The organism is Actinoplanes sp. NPDC051859, from assembly GCF_044452725.1.
Lineage (GTDB): Bacteria > Actinomycetota > Actinomycetes > Mycobacteriales > Micromonosporaceae > Actinoplanes.
Map to the genome: position 1 here is coordinate 345,640 of NZ_JBITBX010000002.1, position 17,343 is coordinate 362,982.

Below are 17,343 nucleotides of genomic sequence, written 5' to 3' on the forward strand. Positions count from 1 at the left end.
CAGTCTGACGAGCGGATCCGGTACTGTCGGCGGCCATGGTCAGTCCGGTCACCTCCGAGCGCCCGCAGCCCGCCGAGGCGGAGCCCGCGCCCGCTCAGTCGCGCTGGCGGCGTGCCTGCACGCACCTGCCCGCTGCAGGCGTCTACCTCGGGTTCGCGCTGATCGTCATGGGTGGCTATCTGAGCGCTCCGAACGCGATCATCTCTGACCATCTGGAGAGTGACAACACCTGGTTCCAGTGGCTGCTCGCGCACGGGGCGTACTCGGTTGAGCACCTGAGCAACCCGCTGTTCTCGCATCAGCAGAACGCGCCGGACGGCGTGAACATGATCGCGAACACGTCGGTGCTCGGTGTCACCCTGCCGATGGCGCCGGTGACCCTGATCTTCGGGCCACGTGTCGCGTACCTCGTCTGGATGATCGGTGCCCTCGCCGGCACGGCCTTCAGTGGCTACTGGGTGCTGCAGCGCTACCTGGTGAAGTCCCGGGTCGCGGCGTTCCTCGGCGGCGCCTTCATCGGTTTCGCGCCGGGCATCGTGCACCACGCCAACGGCCAGCCGAACTTCATCTCCAACTTCCTGCTGCCGCTGATCGTCGCCCGGGTCGCCCGGCTGGGCATCGACGGCCGGTGGCGCCGCGACGGCCTGATTCTCGGCGGTCTGGTCACCTACCAGCTCTTCCTCAACGAGGAGCTGCTGCTGATCACGGCGGTCGGCTGCCTGGTCCTGACCATCACGTACGCGCTCCTGAACCGGGCCGAGGCGCGGCGGCGGTGGGCGGACTTCGGGCGGGCGCTCGGGGTGACCGCGGTGGTGGCGGGTGTGCTGTGCGCGTACCCGATCTGGTTCCAGTTCAACGGCCCGGGCTCGTTCTCGGCCCTGCCGCTGTTCGTGGACTGGGGCGAGGACCCGATGGCGTACCTGACGTTCGCCCGGGACACCGTCGCCGGCACTCCCGAGTCTGAGCTGGTCGTCGGGCGGACCGAGCAGAACAGCTGGTTCGGGCCGCCGCTGGTGTTGCTGCTGCCCCTGCTGGCCGCCTTCCTGTGGCGGCGGTCGCTGGTGGCCCGGGTAGTCGTCGTGACCGGCATCGCCGGCTTCCTGCTCTCGTTGGGTCCGGCGCTGCGCTTCAACGGCGAGCTCACCGAGATCCACGGTCCGTTCGCGGCGATGCCGGAGCACATGCCGGTGCTCGGCCTGCTCATGCCGAGCCGGTTGACCTTCGTGGTGATCGCGGCGACCGCGGTGCTGCTCGCCCTGGCCTGGGAGCACCTGCGCTGGCAGGTTGGCAAGGTGCCGGTGGCGCGGGTGCTCGTCGCCGTCGCGTTGCTGCCACTCATCCCGACCCCCGTGCCGACCCACGGGGACGAGGGGACGCCGGAGTTCATCACCTCGGGCGCCTGGCGTCCGTACCTGCAGGAGGGCGAGACCCTGGTGCCGGTGCCCCTGCCCAGCGCCTGGGTCGGCCGCGACAGCCTGAGCTGGAGTGCGGTGGCGCGCCAGGAGTTCCGGATGCCGGAGGGCTACTTCCTCGGCCCGGACCCGGAGGGGATCGGCCGGATGGGGCCGGCCCGGGACAGCTGGTTCAGCTATTTCGTCACCGAGACCTACCGGACCGGGCAGGCGCCGCAGCTCGATGAGGCCCAGCGGGAGACCGTCAAAGCCGAGGTGCAGCGCTGGCGGCCCGGCGTGCTGGTGATGCGTGCGGACCGGCAGCACGAGCAGATGCGCGCCCTCGTGGAACAGGTCTACGGCCCCGCCAGGCAGGACCGGGACGTCTGGGTCTGGACGCCCTGACCCGCCGGTTCAGCGCCGCAGCCGGGCGGCCAGCCGTCCGGTGCGGTCCAGGGCGGTGAGGTAGGCACGGGCCCAGGCCAGGATGTCGTGGCGGGTCAGGTGGGCGCGCATGGCGGTCATCCGCCGCTCCAGGTCGGCCGGGTCGGCCTCCATCGCGCGCAGCAGCGTGTCCTTGAGTCCGTCGACGTCGTGCGGGTTGACCAGGAAGGCGTCCTCGAGTTCCGCCGCGCAGCCGGTGAACTCGCTGAGCACCAGCGCGCCGGAGGCGTCCGCGCGGGCCGCCACGTACTCCTTGGCGACCAGGTTCATGCCGTCGCGCAGCGGGGTCACGATCATCACGTCGGCGGTCTGGTAGAGCGCGGCCAGGTCGGCGCGGTCGAACGGCTGGTTGAGGTAGTGGATGGCGGCTTCGCCGACCCGGCCGTACTCGCCGTTGATCCGGCCGACTTCGCCCTCGATCCGGTCGCGGAGGACCCGGTAGTTCTCCACGCGTTCCCGGCTCGGCACCGCGACCTGCACCATCACCGTGTCGCGGACCTTCACCCGCCCGTCGTGCAGCAGCTCGCTGTACGCGGTCAGCCGATGCTCGATGCCCTTGGTGTAATCCAGCCGGTCCACGCTGAGCAGCACCCGCCGGGGCCGGCCGAGGTCGGCGCGCAGCTGCTCGGCTCGGTCCCGGACATCGGGGCGGGCGGCCAGCGCCTGCATCTCGGCCACGTCGATCGAGACGGGAAAGGCGCCGGTGCGCACCGTACGGCCGTCGAGGGTGATCTGGTCGTTGGCGGTGACCTGCGCGCCGAGCAGTTTGACGGCTAGTTGGGCCACGTTGTGCGCCGCCTGCGGCCGTTGGAAGCCGACGAGGTCCGCGCCGAGCATGCCGCGGAGTAGTTCGATGCGCCGGGGGAGCTGCATGAACAGTTCGGGTGGCGGGAACGGCACGTGCAGGAAGAAGCCGATCCGTACGTCCGGGCGGAGCTGGCGCAGCAGCGCGGGGACGAGTTGCAGGTGGTAGTCCTGCACCCAGAGCACCCCGCCGGGCTCGACGACCTCGGCGGCTGCCTGGGCGAAGCGCCGGTTGACGTCTCGGTAGGTCTCCCACCAGCCGCGGTGGAAGACGGGTTGCTCGACGGCGTCGTGATAGAGCGGCCACAGCGTGGAGTTGGCAAACCCTTCGTAGTAGCCGCGCAGTTCCGGCTCGGACAGAGCCAGGGAACGCAACCGCAGGCTGCCGACGTCGGCGAGGGTGGGGGCGGTGCCGACGCCGCCGGCCCAGCCCACCCAGGTGGCGGGGGTCTGTTGCAGGATGGCGTGCAGAGCGCTCGCGAGACCGCCCGGGCTGCGTCGCCACTCGCAGGCACCGTCGGGTGCGGTGCTGTCGTCGAGGGGGAGGCGGTTGGCGACGACCACGAGCGAGCTCTGGCGCATTCACGAGACGTTAATGGATGACTACCCAGAGATACAATGGTGGAGATCTATTTCCCGCGCGGTCCGGGCTCAGACCACCGCGCCGTCGTCGAAATCGTCATCGTCGTCGCCCGACCGCAGCCGCCAGACCAGGGTGACGGCGCCCGCGACGATCGCGGTGAAGCCGACCAGGGTGACGAGGTTGCGGTCGATCGGCAGCAGGGTGGGAAACAGGAACAGCACGAAACCGAGCACGACGCCCGCCACGCCGGCGATGGCGTACTTCGAGATGTGCGGCAGCGGCGGCGGGGGCGGCGGCACGTAGCGGTCGTCGTCGTCGCCGTCCGGCCCGGTGCCGAAGGTGTCCAGCCCGTCCAGCAGCGTCGGCTCGTCGACCTGGTCGGTGCGGCGCCGGTTGAGTTGGATGCCGGAGATGTCGGTGGCCGACGTCAGCTTGTCGCCCGGCTCGGCCGGCGGCTCCGCGACCTTGCCGCGGTCGATGCCTTCCGCGGCGGGCCACGGCGGGGTCGCCGGGTCGACGGTGTGGAAACCCGCGACGAGCTTGGCCCAGGCGGCGTCGACCTCGTTCTGGTCACCGTCCTTGCGCTCGTCCGGGCGCGGGGGCGGTGGGGTCGGCACGGTGCCTCCGGTCAGCTTGTGCAGGTGCTCTCGGGCCGCGTCCAGATGGGCGCGGTCCACGTAGAGCCGGTCGGTGGGGCGGGCCGGCAGCGTGGTGGCCCGCAGGATCGGGTTGAGATCGGCGGACGGTTGGAGGTATGCGGCGATGCCGCCGGCCGCCAGGACGTCGAGCAGGTGCTCGCCGACCCGGGGATCGACGTCACCCGCAGCCGCGTAGTCGGCCGCGTCCAGCCCGTTGTCCCGCCGCCCCCGGCGGGCGCCACCCGCAGACACCCCTGCACACTCCTCGCCCCGCGCTGCCCGCGCGTGCCTTGAATGGTGACACGAGAGGTGCCGCTTGCGGGAGTGCGTTGTGGCGTGCCGCTCCCGCTTCGTACGCTTTCCCTGCCTCATGGACCGCGGAGTGCGGGAAAGGACCTCAGTGTTCTACTGGCTGCTGAAGTACGTGGTGCTCGGACCTGTCCTGAAATGCCTTTTCCGCCCCGATGTTGTGGGGCTGCAGCACGTGCCGTTGACGGGTCCGGTGATCCTGGCCTGCAACCATCTCTCGTTCTCCGACTCGATCTTCACACCCCTGATCATGCGACGGAAGGTGACATTCGTCGCCAAAGCCGAGTACTTCACGGGTAAGGGGATCAAGGGCTGGCTGATGCGCCAGTTCTTCGTCAATACCGGGACCATCCCGGTGGACCGTTCGGGCGGCAAGGCGGCACGCGCGGCGCTGGACACCCAGTTGCGGGTGCTGCGGTCCGGTAACATCGCCGGCATTTACCCGGAGGGCACTCGCTCGCCCGACGGCCGGCTCTACCGCGGGAAGACGGGAGTCGCCCGGCTCGCTCTGGAGAGCGGAGCCCCGGTCGTGCCGGTGGCGCTGCTGAACACCGACGAGATCCAACCCACCGGCACGCTCATTCCCAAGATCAAGCGGGTCAAGCTGCGGATCGGCGCACCCCTGGACTTTTCCCGGTACGCCGCCTCGGCCGGTGACCGCTTCGTCGAGCGCGCGGTCACCGACGAGATCATGTACGAGCTGATGACCCTCTCCGGCCGCGAGTACGTCGACGTGTACGCCGCATCGCTGAAGACCTCGGTGGAGGCACCCCGCCCCGTCGCCCCGGCGTTTGAGCAGGTGCAGGACCGGGCACGCTGATCAGGTCCCGAGGAGGTCGCCATGCCCGCAGCCGAGGACCTGCCCCGCACCCTGCAGCGGTCGTCGAAGAAGGCCCAGCACACGTACGCGAAGACCCACGACTCCGCCGTCGAGCAGTACGGCGAAGGCGAGCGTGCGCACCGCACCGCGTTCGCCGCGGTGAAGCACTCCTTCGAGAAGGTCGGTGACCACTGGGAGGCGAAGGCCGAGAAGGGTCCGAGTGACGACGGCGGCCTCGGCCGGGAGGCGCGGCACAAGGGTGGCGTCGACGCGAATGCCAGCAAGGCGCACCTCATGGACGTCGCGAAGCGGCTGGAGATCCGCGGGCGTTCCCGGATGACGAAGCCTGAGCTGGTCGATGCCATCCAGCAGGCCAACAAGCGCAGCGACCGCCAGGCTGACGCACGCTGACGCCGGGGTTCAGGCCCCGGCGTCCATTGCCCGCCACCGGGCCAGGTTGTGCTTCGCGTCCACCAGGGCGTCGTGGCGGCCGTCCGCGGACGGCAGCGCCGGGCGGCCCAGGTCGTCCCAGCGCTGGCGCAGATCCTTGGTGAAACGCGGGATCTCCCGCGGCAGCGCCGGCATCGCGCCCCACAGCTGGGCGAGCGCCACGTGGTCGTACGCGGCGTACCACGCCCACAGCTCGATCTGCTCGTCTCGGCCGTGCACCGGCTCGGTGAGGAACGCGTAGAGGTCGTCGCGGATGCGCTCGCGGGAGCGCCACGCCGGGTCTGCCGGGGAGGGCAGCTTGTCCAGCACGTTGCGTCGGACCCACGGGACCGCGCGGGAGTCGTCGAACTGGGTGGACACCGCGTAGAACTCGCGGCCGTACTCGTCGACGACGCCAATCGACACGAGGTCGACCGTGCGGCCGTCCTCGATAAATTCGCAGTCGTAAAAATAGCGGTAGACCATCGCCGCCCATCCTTGCCTACCGCGGGTCGGCCTTCGCGACCAGGGCCACCTGAGGCCCGACTGGGCTATCGCGGGTCGGGCTCCGCGATCAGGGCCACCTGTGCGCTGCGCAGTGTTTCGCGGTTGCCGTCACCTTCGCCGGTGACGAGCCGTCGAGCCGCCCAGTCCGCCTGCACGGCCCAGCGGAACCGCAGCAGAACCGGCAGGGCGGCGTGCAGCTCACCCGCGTCGACCGGGCCGGCGGCGAGATAGCCGTCGAGGAGCTCCGCGGCGGTGTCCGGGCCGCCCGCGTAGACCACGGCGGCGGCGACGTCGTAGAGCAGCGGGCCGGTGCCGCTCGCCCCGCAGTCGAGGAGCCCGGCGCGGCCGGTTGCCGGGTCCACCAGGAAGATCTCTGCGGCCGGGTCGCCGTGCAGGACCCCGTACGTGAGCCGGTCCGTGACCGTGAGCCGGGTCATCGCCGTGACCGCGCCGTGGACCGCATCCCGCAGCCAAGGTTCCACGCCGAGGTGCGGGGCGTCGGTGTCGAGCAGGTTCCAGCCGCGCAGGCCGGGGTGGTGGAAGGACTGCAACGTGCGGTGTACGGCGCCCAGCCGGTCGCCCCAGAACTGCTGGTCGATCGGGTCGCGGCCGTCGAGGGTGCGACCCGGGGCCCGGCGCAGCACGGCCATCGCGCCGTACGGAGTGTCGGCGGTCAGCCCGCCGGCCAGGGTTCGGATCGGCTCGCCGGCTTCGATGCCGGTGGTGCGCAGATGCTCGGCCGCGGCCAGGCCCGCCTCCACGGGCTGCCGAGCCGCTGGTTCGGCGAGGCGGGCGATGAAGCGTTCACCACCCGCGGTCACGTCCCAGCCGTGCGACAGCAGGCCACCGGGCAGGGGCGCGATCTCGGCGGGTACGAGATGCCACTGCTCCCGCAGGGTTGATCGAAGGAGGTCATGGTCCGGCACGGCGGCGATTATCTCGGCACCCTGAGTAATTTCGACGGACACCGTGGGTGTTTTGTCGGTGGCTTCGCCGTCTGCCCCGAGTACGGCTTCGATGCATTAGTGACACCCAGACGATTGGGGCTATACAGCGAGCGACATACGCGAAATGATCGAAAGGCAGGCGCTGAAGGTATCAAATGGCGTTGATGGCGCTCTTCATGCTAAGAGTGATCGTTCACGTCACGGGGGCGACGTCGGTGGGGGGTATCGGCGTCGGTTCCGACCGGGGGAAGGACTGACCGTGGATCATCGGCTGCCGGAGCCGGGTGACGCGCTCACGGGCGTGGAAATGTTCGCCGGGCTGGAGCCCGACGTGCGGCAGCGGGTCATCGCTGCCGCCGTGCCGCGGACGTACCGTAAGGGCCAGATCCTGTTTGTCGAGCACGATCCGGGCGACTCGCTGATCGTGCTGCGCCGCGGCGCGATCGCGGTCTTCCGCACCGCGCCGACCGGCGAGCGGGCCGTCCTGCACGTGGTCCGCCCGCCCGACGTGCTCGGCGAGGTTTCGCTGCTCGATGCGTCCACCCGTTCCGCCAGCGCCGAGGCGATCGAGGACAGTCAGGCGCTGGCGCTGTCCCGGGTCGCGTTCATGGACCTGGTGCACTCCAATCCGCGGATCCTCGACGCGGTCATGCGTTCGGTCGGCGGCCTGATCCGGCGGCTCACCGAGCAGAACGCCGACCACGTTTTCCTGGACCTCCCCGGTCGGGTTGCCAAGACCCTGGTTCGGCTGGCCGGCGACAGCCAGGCCCCGATGATCACCATCGAGCTCAACCAGAGCCAGCTCGCCGAGATGGCCGGCGGCTCCCGGCAGAGCGTCAACCAGGCCATCGGCTCGTTCGCCACCCGCGGCTGGCTGCGCACCGAGGGCCGCCGCATCGTGGTCACCGATGTGTCGGCGCTGCGTCGCCGGGCCGGCATGGCCGACCGGTAAGGCGAGGACTCGTTTCGCCGGCGGCCAGGCGGGAAGTCCAGGGGGCACCGACGAAGGGAGCCCCCTGATGGCTGAGCACACCGAGCAGGAGAAGCGCGAAAAGCTGAAGGAACTGGTGAAGGACGCCCGGATCGGGATGCTCACCACGATGACCGCGGACGGTCGCCACCTCAGCCGGCCGATGGCGTTGCAGGATGTCGAGTTCGACGGTGACCTCTGGTTCTTCGCGTACGCGGATTCCGATCTGGTCGCTGAGCTGCGGGCCCACCCGCAGGTGAACGTTTCCTTCAGCGACGCCAAGCAGCATGCCTGGACATCGGTCTCCGGCGCGGCAGCGCAGGTCGAGGACCGGGCGAAGGCTGAGGAGTTGTGGAACCCGCTGATGAAGGCATGGTTCCCGGACGGCCTCGAGACGCCGAACCTGACCCTGATCAAAGTGCGTGCCGAGAGCGCTGAGTACTGGGAGGCCGCGCACAGTTCACGCGTAGTGACCCTGCTTGGGTACGCCAAGGCGGCGGTGACCGGGAAAATCACCCAGGGCGGCGAGAACGAAACCGTACGTTTGTAGCGGGGCGGTGGTGGTCCGGGGTGGGCGCGGCGACTACAGTGCGCATGCGGCCCGCCCCCGGACCCGGCAGCGAGGCCGGACGACGATCTTCCCCGGGAGCAGGGCATTCTCGCGACCCTTTGAGGGAGGACGAGTCATCATGCGTATCGGCGTGCTCACCGGCGGCGGCGACTGCCCCGGACTGAACGCCGTGATCCGGGCGGTGGTGCGCAAGGGCGTCGCCGTCTACGGACACGAGTTCGTCGGCTTCCGGGACGGCTGGAAAGGTCCGCTGGAGGGCCTGACGAAGCCGCTCGGCATCGCCGAGGTCCGCGGCATTCTGCCCCGCGGCGGCACCATTCTGGGTTCGTCCCGGACCAACCCGTTCAAGATCGACGGCGGCGTCGAGAAGATCAAGTCCAATCTGGTCGAACAGGGCGTGGACGCGCTCGTGGCGATCGGCGGCGAAGACACCCTCGGCGTGGCGACCAAGCTCACCGATCTCGGCGTCAAGGTCGTCGGCGTGCCGAAGACCATCGACAACGACCTCAACGCGACCGACTACACGTTCGGCTTCGACACCGCGGTCAACATCGCGATGGAGGCGATCGACCGGCTGCACACCACCGCCGAGTCGCACCACCGCACGTTGGTCGTCGAGGTCATGGGCCGGCACGCCGGCTGGATCGCGTTGCACGCCGGCCTCGCGGGCGGTGCCAACGTCATCCTGCTGCCGGAGCGCAAGTTCGATGTGGACCAGGTCGCCACCTACGTGACCAAGCGTTTCCAGGTCGAGTACGCCCCGATCGTCGTGGTCGCCGAGGGTGCCCAGCCGCTCGACGGCCAGATGGTCCTGCACAACCAGGAGCTCGACTCGTTCGGCCACGTCCGCCTCGGCGGCATCGGCCAGTGGCTCGCGGAGCAGCTGGAGGAGAAGACCGGCAAGGAGGCCCGCACGGTCGTCCTCGGCCACATCCAGCGCGGCGGCACCCCGAGCGCCTTCGACCGGGTGCTCGCCACCCGCTTCGGCCTGCAGGCCATCGACGCGGTCCACGAGGGTGACTTCGGCAAGATGATGGCGCTGCGCGGCACCGACATCGTCCGGGTCCCGCTCGCCGACGGCACCGGCGAGCTGAAGACCGTGCCGATCGAGCGGTACGACGAGGCCGAAGTCTTCTTCGGCAGCTGAGTCAATCGGTACGAGGGCGGGCGCCGAGCGCCCGCCCTTTCCCTGTGGGAGGTCCCATGACCGTCGTTGCGGTACTCGGCGCCGGCAAGATCGGCGAACTGGTCCTGTCCGGCCTGCTCCGTGCCGGCTGGCCCGCTGACAAACTGCTCGTCACCACCCGGCGCAGCAGCCGCGGCGACGAGCTGCACGAGCGCTACGGCATCGGTGTCGTCGGCAACGCGGAAGCCGTCGCGCGGGCGGACGTCCTCGCGATCGCCGTCAAGCCGCAGGACGCGGGTGCCCTGCTCGCCGAGATCGGTGCCTCGATCCCGGCCGGCAAGCTCGTCGTGTCGCTCTGTGCCGGCCTGCCGACCAGCTTCTTCGCCACCCGGCTGCCTGAGGGCACGCCGGTGGTCCGGGTCATGACCAACACACCGGCCCTGGTCGACGAGGCGATGACCGCCATCTCGGCCGGCCCGCACGCCACCGGCGACCACCTCGCCGTCGCGGAGGAGATGTTCAAGCCGCTGGGCGCGACCATCCGCGTGCCCGAGTCCCAGCAGGACGCGGTCACGGCGCTGTCGGGCTCCGGTCCGGCGTACTTCTATCTGCTGGTCGAGGCGATGGTGGACGCGGGAATCCTGCTCGGGCTGCCCCGCCAGGTCGCCCACGACCTGATTGTGCAAACGGCGATCGGCTCGGCGGTCATGCTCCGTGACTCCGGGGAACACCCGGTCAAGCTGCGCGAGGCGGTCACGTCCCCGGCGGGCACGACGATCTCCGCGATTCGGGAGCTGGAGAATCACGGGGTTCGCGCAGCGCTGCTCGCCGCCCTGGAGGCAGCCCGGGACCGGGCGCGGGAGATCGCGGCACAAAGCAGCCAAACATAAGTATTCCGCCAAAAGGACTTTGTCACACTACTTTCGTGCTCCCGCTTGAGGTGCGCTTGAGGTGGGGACCGCACTCTGATGGACGTCGGAATGCCCCCCAACCCGGAGCTGCCAACCCTATGAGCAAGTCCCCAAACGCTGCGCGTCGAGCACGGCGCGCCGCCACCCGCGGTCTAGCCGTAGCCCTCCTGCCGTTCACCGCCGTATCCGCGTTCGGTGGGAGTTCGCCCGCTCAGGCCGCCGGCGATGATTTCCAGGACCGCCCCTACTCGCTGGCGGCGACCGTGGCACCCGCCCCGCTGACCGCGGCGCAGTGCCGCGCCGACGCCTCCTGCGAGGTGACGAAGGTGCCGGACCCCAGCAGCGTGGAGAACCACGCCGTGCTCTACAAGGCCGTCGCCCGGGCCGCCGCCAAGACCGCGCCCGCGGTGCTGGACGCGAACGGCGCTATCGTGACCCCCGCGAAGACGGCGACCGTGCTGATCCCGGAGGGCACCTTCAAGCTGAGCCGGCCCGTCGACCTGCCGACGAACGTCAACCTGCGGGGCAGCGGCATCGCCAAGACCATGCTGGTGCTCGACACCAACTACTGGGTCAACTTCGGGTCGATCATCCGGGCCAAGTCCGACGTGGACGAGGTCGGCAGCAGCAACCTGGTCTCCGACCTGACCGTCAACGGCAGCTGCCGCATCGGTATGGGCAACCCCGACCCGTCGATCCCGGTCACCGACCCCGGCCAGCCGTGCGACTTCCGCAAGAAGGGCTACCCGAACCCGGCCAAGGACAACACCGGCGGCGGCATCAGCGTCGCCGACAACTGGACCGTCCGCCAGGTCCGCTTCACCAACCTCGAGTCCTTCAAGCTGTGGGTGCACAGCGCGAAGAACGTCCACATCGTCGACAACCGCTTCGACAACTGGGGCGGTGCCGAGTCGCACGAGGAGGACAACATCGGTGGCGGTGGCGGCTACCTGAACGACAACGTCGTCATCGAGTACAACCAGTGGGACCGTACGATCCGTGGCAACGCCTTCGACTTCACCAACGCGATCCGCACCACGGTCCGCAACAACGTCGTGCACTCCGACGTCAAGGAGCTGATGGCGAAGCGCAACGTCGAGGATTACGGCAGCATGTTCTTCGAGGGCATCCCGGAGGCCACCGTCACGGGCAACCTGCTCGTCGGCGGCCACATCATCCTGCAGTCCAACGCCCGGTACGAGCACACCGGCCGTAACAAGGACGTCACCAACCCGCGCGACACGCTGGTGGCGAACAACGAGATCCGCAACTCGAACTGGGCCGGCATCACCGCGTCCTACGAGGACTACGAGGACGGTTCCGGCTGGGGCCGTCCCGGCACCTGGAACGACACCAGCGCGGCCGAGACGTTCCACTACGTGCGCCCGGGCGGCAACAACGTCATCCGGGACAACAAGATCGTCAGCCCGGCCGTCTCCGGCATCCTGCTGACCGGCACCCGGAACCCGGCCAAGGGCGCCCCCGACATCATCACCGGCAACACGATCGTCAACGCCGGCGCCGACGGCTCGCTGTCGTACAGCACCGGCGCCGCCCGCTTCGACACCGCCGGCATCGGCGTCTCGCTCGGCATCGGCGACCGGATCTTCGGCAACACGATCGAGGACAACCAGGCCCGGCCCACCACGCTCTACGGCGTGCACGTCGGTGGTCGCAACGCCAAGACCGTCACGAGCGGCACCGTCCTGACCGACCCGGCCGGTGTGCTCGGCGCCAACGTGATCCGTGGCAACGTCGCCACCCTGATCCGCGACACCAGCACCTCCGAGGTGACCGAGGCGCCGACCGCGCTGGCCGTCACCGGAGACTCGGTCGTGTGGAGCGAGTCCTACGCCCTGCAGAACCTCCCGATCGGTGGCTACCGCGTCTACCGCAACGGCGTCCAGGTCGCTGACTTCCCGGTCGGTAGCGCCGCCATCCCGGGCAACCTGCTCAGCGCCGACGACGCGAACCTGACCAACGGCGTCAGCGGCTGGACCGCCGGCACCGGCACCACCGTGTCGCAGCACACCGGGCCGGAGGCCCTGGGCGGCTCCTCGCTCGCCCTCACCTCGAAGGCCGACGGGCAGATCAGCGCCACCAGCGGCATGGTCGCGGTGACGCCGGGCCAGCAGTACTCCTCGACCGCGTCGTACCAGGCGCTGGGCGCGAGCCACCGGGCCCGTACCGGCATCGTCTGGTTCACCGCGAACGGCACCCGGATCGCCCGGATGCTCACCTCGAACAGGGAGTCGGTCGACGTCGCGGGTCTCTGGACCACCAGCTCGTACACCGAGGCTGCTCCGGCGAACGCCGCCTTCGCGCAGGCCTTCGTGACGGTGGACAGCACCGTCGCGGGTGAGGTGCACCTGGTCGACCGGATCGGCCTGACCGCCGGCACCGCCACCGAGCAGTTCGTGGACCCGAACGGCACCGCCGGCAACCGCTACCACGTCGTCTCCTACCACGCGACGACCGGGCAGAACTCGGCCACGGCACTCGTCGACGCGCTCTGACGTACCGCGTACCACCGCACCACGGATGACCGGCCCGGCGGCCGGGGCCTCGCGCCCCGGTCGCCGGGTCGTTTCAGTACCAGATGGCGATGCGGGTTCCGTTGTCCTCTTCGGGCGGATCGGGGTGGCTCAGCGCGGTGCCGGTGGCCATCCGGTGCGCGGTCCAGGCGACCGCGGCCGCGTCGAGGATGTCGTCGGGCGGGGCCTGACCGGCCGGGCCGAGCTGGTCGGGCAGGACGATGCCGTGCCGGGCGAGGAGCTCGCGGCGGCGGGCCTGACCGGTCCAGGTCTTTTTTGCGTACGCGAGCGGCTCGCCGGCCATCTCGCGGAAGGACACCTCGGGGTGGGCCTCGAAGAGGAGGCCGGGATGGCGTTCCCAGATCGCGTTGGCCTCGAGCAGCTTCGGCCGCAGCGCCCAGGACTGGCGGCTGAGTCCGGCGCCGGTGAGTTCGCGGCAGAGCCGGTTGGCGGCGGCGAAGTCGGACTCCTGCCAGACCGCGCGCGGCGGGACGCGGAAGACGCTGCTGCGGCGCGGTCCCAAGTGGTCGGCCGCAACGGTGTCGGCGGCGCGCCAGCGGTCGGGGAGCATGCCGAGCGGGATGTCGACGCCGATGACGGCGGAGCCGGAGCTGCCGGCGACGATCTCATAGAGGGTGGACGCCAGCATGGCGCGGCCGAAGCGGCCGTCTCGCAGTTCCACTCCAACCCAGCCCAGGGCGTACGCGTCGACGCCGATCACGTGAAGGCTCATCCGCCGTCAGCTCAGCCTTGAGTCGGGTCGTGGGCGGCGGCGGGGTGGTCGGATGGGGGGAGCAGCTTCTCGATGGCGGCGACGAGGGCTTCGTCCTGCGGCTCTGTGCCAGGTTCGAAGCGGGCCTCGATGGTGCCGTCCGGGCCGACCAGGATCTTCTCGAAGTTCCACTCGATGGGTTCCCCTTCGCCGACCAGCTCCTGATAAAGCGGGTGTCGCCCGGGACCGTTGACGTCGATCTTCTGGGTCAGCGGGAAGGTCACGCCGTAGTTGACCGAGCAGAACTGCGCGATGTCGTCGGCCGTGCCGGGTTCCTGCGCGGCGAACTGGTTGGACGGGACGCCCAGGATCACCAGGCCGCGGTCGCGATAGGTGGTGTAGAGCTGCTCTAGCCCGGCGTACTGCGGGGTGAGGCCGCAGCGGGACGCGACGTTGACCACCAGGACGACGTTGCCGCGGTACTGGGACAGTTCGGCCGAACCGCCGGTGAGGGCTCCGATGGCGACGTCGAAGATGGTCATGACCGCAGACTACGCGTTGTGCCTGTGCGAGTGCACGCCGTGGCACTCAGTCGCGAGAAGTTAAAACCACCGTCACGTTCTTGACTGATGTTCATAGATGTGACTACCGTCTCTTCATCTTCCCTTTGGAAAGTTTCCTAAGAGTTTGGAGGAGGCGCCGTGCACAAAACCCTCCGCCGTGCGCTGTGGGCCGGGACAATCGTGGTGGTCGCTGCCACGGGCGTACCCATGGTCACGGCGTCCGCCGCCGTCGCCGCCGCTTGCGCTCCCACGTGGAGTTCGTCAGCGGTTTACACCAAGGACATGACCGCTTCGCAGTCCGGTCACAATTACACCGCGAAGTGGTGGACCCAGAACGAATCCCCGGCCACGCACAGCGGCCAGTGGGACGTGTGGATCGACAATGGCACCTGCGGCGGCGGCACCCCGCCGACCACGCCACCGACCACGCCGCCCACCACCCCACCGACAACCCCGCCCACCACCCCGCCAGGACAAGCCGGCAAGAACCTCGTCGGCTACTTCGCACAGTGGGGTGTCTACGGCCGCAACTACCACGTCAAGAACATCGTGACGAGCGGCTCGGCGGCCAAGCTCACCCACATCCTGTACGCCTTCGGCAACACCACCGGCGGCCAGTGCACGATCGGTGACTCGTACGCCGACTACGACCGGGCGTACACGGCGGCGGAAAGCGTCGACGGCGTTGCGGACACCTGGGACAACGGCGCCCTGCGCGGCTCCTTCAACCAGCTGCGCAAGCTGAAGAAGCAGTACCCGAACATCAAGGTGCTCTGGTCCTTCGGCGGCTGGACCTGGTCCGGCGGCTTCACCCAGGCCGCGGCCAACCCGACCGCCTTCGCGAACTCCTGCTACAACCTCGTGAAGGACCCACGCTGGGCCGACGTCTTCGACGGCATCGACGTCGACTGGGAATACCCGAACGACTGCGGCCTCACCTGCGACGCCAGCGGCCCCGGCAGCTACAACGCCGTGGTCTCGGCGCTGCGCACGAAGTTCGGCAGCAACTTCCTCGTCACCTCGGCGATCTCGGCGGACGGCTCCACCGACGGCAAGCTCGACGCCGCCGACTACGCGTCCGGCATCGCGAAGCTCGACCTCGTCTTCCCGATGACCTACGACTACTTCGGCGCCTTCAGCCCGCAGGGACCCACCGCACCGCACTCGCCGCTCACCTCGTACGCGGGCATTCCGCAACAGGGCTTCTGGTCCGACGCGGCGATCCAGAAGCTCAAGGGCAAAGGTGTGCCGGCGAGCAAGATGCTGCTCGGCATCGGCTTCTACGGCCGCGGCTGGACCGGCGTCACCCAGGCCACCCCCGGCGGTACGGCCACCGGCCCGGCTCCGGGTACCTACGAGCCCGGCATCGAGGACTACAAGGTGCTCAAGAACACCTGCCCGAGCACCGGCACCGTGGGCGGCACCGCGTACGCGAAGTGCGGCAACAACTGGTACGGCTACGACACTCCGGCCACTGTCGGCGGCAAGATGACGTACGCCAAGAACCAGGGTCTGGGTGGGGCGTTCTTCTGGGAATTCTCCGGTGACACCAGCAACGGTGAGTTGATCACCGCGATGCGTGACGGTCTCGGCTGAGACATCGATCCAGTGGGGCGCCGAGGGATCCTCCCGGCGCCCCGCTCTTCGCCCTCATTTAGGCTGCTGGCATGCGCCGAGAGTGGCATCAGCTCAGTCATCCGGGGGTCGCGGCGACCGCGCTGCAGACCTCCCGTCCGTCCACCGACTCCGCCGAGGACTCGGCGCTGGGCCTCGACCACTGGCGCACCTTGCCGCGCGTGCAGATGCCGCCCTGGGCGGACCTCGACGAGGTCAACGAGGTCTGCAAGGTCCTCGACAACGTGCCGTCGATCGTCGCGCCCTACGAGGTGGACCAGCTGCGGCACAAGCTAGCCGAGGTGTGCGAGGGCCGCGCGTTCCTGCTGCAGGGCGGCGACTGCGCCGAGACGTTCGCCGACAACACCGAGAGCCACCTGCTCGCCAACGCGCGCACGCTGCTGCAGATGGCGGTCGTGCTCACGTACGGCGCGTCGATGCCGGTGGTGAAGGTCGCCCGGGTCGCCGGGCAGTACACCAAGCCGCGTTCGGCGCCGACCGATTCGCTGGGCCTGCCGGCGTACCGCGGGGACATGATCAACTCGCTGGAGCCGACCGAGTCCGCCCGGATCGCGGACCCGCAGCGCATGATCCGGGCGTACGCGAACAGTGCCGCGGCGATGAACATGCTGCGGGCGTACCTGGCGGGCGGCCTCGCCGACCTGGCCGGCCTGCACGACTGGAACAAGGACTTCGTCCGCGCCTCACCCGCCGGCGAGCGCTACGAGGCCATCGCGCGCGAGATCGACCGCGCCCTCGACTTCATCCGCGCCTGTGGCATGACCGACGACGAAGCCCTGCGGACGGTCAGCCTCTACTGCTCGCACGAGGCGCTGGCCCTCGAATACGACCGCGCGCTCACCCGGGTCTCGCAGGAGAAGGCGTACGGGCTCTCCGGCCACTTCCTGTGGATCGGCGAGCGCACCCGCCAGCTCGACCACGCGCACATCGACTTCGTCAGCCGCCTCGCCAACCCGGTCGGCGTGAAGCTCGGCCCGACCACGTCCCCCGAGACCGCCATCGAGCTGTGCGAAAAGCTGAACCCGGAGAACATCCCGGGCAAGCTCACCCTGATCAGCCGGATGGGCAACGGCAACGTCCGCGACGCGCTGCCGGCCATCGTGGAGAAGGTGAGCGCCGCCGGCGCCAAGGTCGTGTGGCAGTGCGACCCGATGCACGGCAACACCCACGAGTCGTCCAACGGCTACAAGACCCGGCACTTCGACCGGATCGTCGACGAGGTCCTCGGCTACTTCGAGGTGCACCGCGGCCTCGGCACCCACCCCGGCGGAATCCACGTCGAACTGACCGGTGAGGACGTCACCGAATGCCTCGGCGGGGCACAGGGCATCGAAGACCTCGACCTGCCCGGCCGCTACGAGACGGCGTGCGACCCGCGGCTCAACACCCAGCAGAGCCTCGAACTGGCCTTCCTCGTCGCGGAGATGCTGCGTGGTTGATCTCGGCCGG

At 69.5% G+C, this 17,343-nt stretch carries 16 protein-coding genes; 10 read left to right on the forward strand and 6 right to left on the reverse strand.

All coding sequences use genetic code 11. The features are described from left to right. Nucleotides 1-35: 35 nt before the first annotated feature. The gene (locus tag ACIA1L_RS05585; protein ID WP_396071315.1) at nucleotides 36-1,796 is read left to right on the forward strand and encodes a hypothetical protein; all 1,761 of its coding nucleotides are present in this window, start codon (nucleotides 36-38) and stop codon (nucleotides 1,794-1,796) included. 9 nt (nucleotides 1,797-1,805) lie between these two features. On the opposite strand, the gene ACIA1L_RS05590 is transcribed toward ACIA1L_RS05585, so the two are convergent. Next, nucleotides 1,806-3,221, reverse strand: coding sequence for a trehalose-6-phosphate synthase (locus ACIA1L_RS05590; RefSeq protein WP_396071316.1), 1,416 nt, complete (start codon nucleotides 3,219-3,221; stop codon nucleotides 1,806-1,808). A 69-nt stretch (nucleotides 3,222-3,290) separates the two neighbouring features. After that, the gene (locus ACIA1L_RS05595; protein ID WP_396071317.1) at nucleotides 3,291-4,112 is read right to left on the reverse strand and encodes a DUF308 domain-containing protein; all 822 of its coding nucleotides are present in this window, start codon (nucleotides 4,110-4,112) and stop codon (nucleotides 3,291-3,293) included. Nucleotides 4,113-4,260: 148 nt separating this feature from the next. On the opposite strand from ACIA1L_RS05595, the gene ACIA1L_RS05600 reads away from it, so the two are divergent. After that, nucleotides 4,261-4,989, forward strand: coding sequence for a lysophospholipid acyltransferase family protein (locus ACIA1L_RS05600; RefSeq protein ID WP_396071318.1), 729 nt, complete (start codon nucleotides 4,261-4,263; stop codon nucleotides 4,987-4,989). Between the two features lie 21 nt (nucleotides 4,990-5,010). Beyond that, nucleotides 5,011-5,400 (forward strand): ChaB family protein, encoded by a 390-nt coding sequence (locus ACIA1L_RS05605; RefSeq protein WP_396071319.1) that lies wholly within the window; start codon nucleotides 5,011-5,013, stop codon nucleotides 5,398-5,400. A 9-nt stretch (nucleotides 5,401-5,409) separates the two neighbouring features. Here the strand turns inward: ACIA1L_RS05605 and ACIA1L_RS05610 are convergent, their stop codons facing one another. Next, on the reverse strand, nucleotides 5,410-5,904 hold the full coding sequence (locus ACIA1L_RS05610; RefSeq protein WP_396071320.1) for a polyadenylate-specific 3'-exoribonuclease AS: 495 nt from the start codon (nucleotides 5,902-5,904) through the stop codon (nucleotides 5,410-5,412). Between the two features lie 65 nt (nucleotides 5,905-5,969). Beyond that, a complete protein-coding gene (locus ACIA1L_RS05615) occupies nucleotides 5,970-6,851 on the reverse strand; it encodes a phosphotransferase enzyme family protein (protein ID WP_396071321.1) in 882 nt (293 codons plus the stop codon). Between the two features lie 280 nt (nucleotides 6,852-7,131). Between ACIA1L_RS05615 and ACIA1L_RS05620 the strand changes: the two genes are divergently transcribed. The 5 genes from ACIA1L_RS05620 (at nucleotide 7,132) to ACIA1L_RS05640 (ending at nucleotide 12,966) form a co-directional block, all read left to right on the forward strand. Next, on the forward strand, nucleotides 7,132-7,824 hold the full coding sequence (locus ACIA1L_RS05620) for a Crp/Fnr family transcriptional regulator (RefSeq protein WP_396071322.1): 693 nt from the start codon (nucleotides 7,132-7,134) through the stop codon (nucleotides 7,822-7,824). A gap of 67 nt (nucleotides 7,825-7,891) precedes the next feature. Beyond that, on the forward strand, nucleotides 7,892-8,392 hold the full coding sequence (locus tag ACIA1L_RS05625) for a pyridoxamine 5'-phosphate oxidase family protein (RefSeq protein WP_396071323.1): 501 nt from the start codon (nucleotides 7,892-7,894) through the stop codon (nucleotides 8,390-8,392). A 139-nt stretch (nucleotides 8,393-8,531) separates the two neighbouring features. Further along, entirely contained in the window at nucleotides 8,532-9,560 is a 1,029-nt protein-coding gene (locus ACIA1L_RS05630; RefSeq protein ID WP_396071324.1) for a 6-phosphofructokinase, read from the forward strand. Between the two features lie 56 nt (nucleotides 9,561-9,616). Then, nucleotides 9,617-10,429, forward strand: a complete 813-nt coding sequence (gene proC, locus ACIA1L_RS05635) for a pyrroline-5-carboxylate reductase (protein WP_396071325.1) — start codon at nucleotides 9,617-9,619, stop codon at nucleotides 10,427-10,429. 119 nt (nucleotides 10,430-10,548) lie between these two features. After that, the gene (locus ACIA1L_RS05640; RefSeq protein WP_396071326.1) at nucleotides 10,549-12,966 is read left to right on the forward strand and encodes a hypothetical protein; all 2,418 of its coding nucleotides are present in this window, start codon (nucleotides 10,549-10,551) and stop codon (nucleotides 12,964-12,966) included. Nucleotides 12,967-13,039: 73 nt separating this feature from the next. On the opposite strand, the gene ACIA1L_RS05645 is transcribed toward ACIA1L_RS05640, so the two are convergent. Further along, nucleotides 13,040-13,717 carry a DUF429 domain-containing protein gene (locus ACIA1L_RS05645; RefSeq protein WP_396071327.1) on the reverse strand — a complete coding sequence of 226 codons (678 nt, stop codon included), beginning with the start codon at nucleotides 13,715-13,717 and terminating at the stop codon, nucleotides 13,040-13,042. An 11-nt stretch (nucleotides 13,718-13,728) separates the two neighbouring features. Next, entirely contained in the window at nucleotides 13,729-14,238 is a 510-nt protein-coding gene (locus ACIA1L_RS05650; protein ID WP_396071328.1) for a glutathione peroxidase, read from the reverse strand. A 159-nt stretch (nucleotides 14,239-14,397) separates the two neighbouring features. Between ACIA1L_RS05650 and ACIA1L_RS05655 the strand changes: the two genes are divergently transcribed. After that, a complete protein-coding gene (locus ACIA1L_RS05655; RefSeq protein WP_396071329.1) occupies nucleotides 14,398-15,855 on the forward strand; it encodes a glycosyl hydrolase family 18 protein in 1,458 nt (485 codons plus the stop codon). 71 nt (nucleotides 15,856-15,926) lie between these two features. Further along, nucleotides 15,927-17,333 carry a class II 3-deoxy-7-phosphoheptulonate synthase gene (locus ACIA1L_RS05660; protein WP_396071330.1) on the forward strand — a complete coding sequence of 469 codons (1,407 nt, stop codon included), beginning with the start codon at nucleotides 15,927-15,929 and terminating at the stop codon, nucleotides 17,331-17,333. Nucleotides 17,334-17,343: the final 10 nt, after the last annotated feature.

Bases quoted from the DNA above. Each gene is read 5' to 3' on its own strand.
- ACIA1L_RS05585 (WP_396071315.1), top strand. From the start codon at position 36: ATGGTCAGTCCGGTCACCTCCGAGCGCCCGCAGCCCGCCGAGGCGGAG.
- ACIA1L_RS05590 (WP_396071316.1), bottom strand. From the start codon at position 3,221: ATGCGCCAGAGCTCGCTCGTGGTCGTCGCCAACCGCCTCCCCCTCGAC.
- ACIA1L_RS05605 (WP_396071319.1), top strand. From the start codon at position 5,011: ATGCCCGCAGCCGAGGACCTGCCCCGCACCCTGCAGCGGTCGTCGAAG.
- ACIA1L_RS05610 (WP_396071320.1), bottom strand. From the start codon at position 5,904: ATGGTCTACCGCTATTTTTACGACTGCGAATTTATCGAGGACGGCCGC.
- ACIA1L_RS05625 (WP_396071323.1), top strand. From the start codon at position 7,892: ATGGCTGAGCACACCGAGCAGGAGAAGCGCGAAAAGCTGAAGGAACTG.
- ACIA1L_RS05630 (WP_396071324.1), top strand. From the start codon at position 8,532: ATGCGTATCGGCGTGCTCACCGGCGGCGGCGACTGCCCCGGACTGAAC.
- proC (WP_396071325.1), top strand. From the start codon at position 9,617: ATGACCGTCGTTGCGGTACTCGGCGCCGGCAAGATCGGCGAACTGGTC.
- ACIA1L_RS05640 (WP_396071326.1), top strand. From the start codon at position 10,549: ATGAGCAAGTCCCCAAACGCTGCGCGTCGAGCACGGCGCGCCGCCACC.
- ACIA1L_RS05645 (WP_396071327.1), bottom strand. From the start codon at position 13,717: ATGAGCCTTCACGTGATCGGCGTCGACGCGTACGCCCTGGGCTGGGTT.
- ACIA1L_RS05650 (WP_396071328.1), bottom strand. From the start codon at position 14,238: ATGACCATCTTCGACGTCGCCATCGGAGCCCTCACCGGCGGTTCGGCC.
- ACIA1L_RS05660 (WP_396071330.1), top strand. From the start codon at position 15,927: ATGCGCCGAGAGTGGCATCAGCTCAGTCATCCGGGGGTCGCGGCGACC.